The sequence below is a fragment of the Streptomyces alkaliphilus genome (genome assembly GCF_014141535.1).
GTDB classification, from domain to species: domain Bacteria; phylum Actinomycetota; class Actinomycetes; order Streptomycetales; family Streptomycetaceae; genus Streptomyces; species Streptomyces alkaliphilus.
Window position 1 is genome coordinate 1 of record NZ_VKHT01001537.1, and the last position, 779, is coordinate 779.

General features: G+C 76.9%; 1 protein-coding gene and 1 pseudogene. Both read right to left on the bottom strand.

Annotation, left to right across the window (positions count from 1 at the left end):
* Window positions 1–441 (bottom strand): annotated as a pseudogene (locus FNQ90_RS25540) (hypothetical protein); the annotation flags it as partial.
* Window positions 438–779 (bottom strand): RapZ C-terminal domain-containing protein (locus FNQ90_RS25545; RefSeq protein WP_456115108.1); only part of this gene is annotated, 342 nt, incomplete at its 5' end. The gene FNQ90_RS25545 and the pseudogene FNQ90_RS25540, both read right to left, overlap by 4 nt.

The window sequence follows — 779 nt, forward strand, 5'->3', positions numbered from 1 at the left end:
GGCACGGCCCGCTCCGGCCCGACCGCCACCGGATGCCCCGAGATCCCGTGACCCGGAGCGCAGCGGATTCAAGGTGGCGCCCGGCGCCCGGTGCCCCGCACTTCCCCGGCCGCCACCGAGACGATCGACACGGGCCTTATCGGCGCGACCCCGGCGGGTCCGCCGGGCCAGGGCGGCACCCCCGGCGGTCGCCAACGCTCCGGCGGCGGACGCGGCCACCATGCCCGGCCCCACCGCCAACACCGCCGCCGACAGGCCGCCGACCAGGGTGTTCGCGGCGTTGACCGCCACCGGCACGGCAGGAAGGCCGCCGGGGGTGTGCCGCACCCCCGGCTTCGCGGAAGCGCTCGGAGTGGTGGTGTCCGGTGTCGTGGTGGGGGTCTCGGGTGCCGGAGCTGTTTCCGGCGGGGCCTGGGGGACTTCTGTCGCGGTCTTGGTCATGACCGGCCCTCCTTGGGCGCGGGGTGGTGGAGGTGGCGGTGCTCGACCAGACAGCCGATGCCGTGGGCGCGCAGGTGGGCGGCGATCTCCTCGGCCAGGGCGACCGAGCGGCACCGGCCGTGGTCGTCGACCACGTGCACATCGACCCGCATCACCTCGTTGCCGGCCCAGGCCGGGAGCGCGGCCAGCAGCAGCCGGGCCTTCTCGGCGTTGTGGCGCACCAGGCGCCGGGCGCCGGGGGTGTTCATCACCTCGCGCCGCACGGTGGCGTCGTGGCCGGTGGTGTCGGGGTCCTGCCGCTCGGCCGGGCCGGGGAGGGTGCGGGCGTCGGCGAGCAG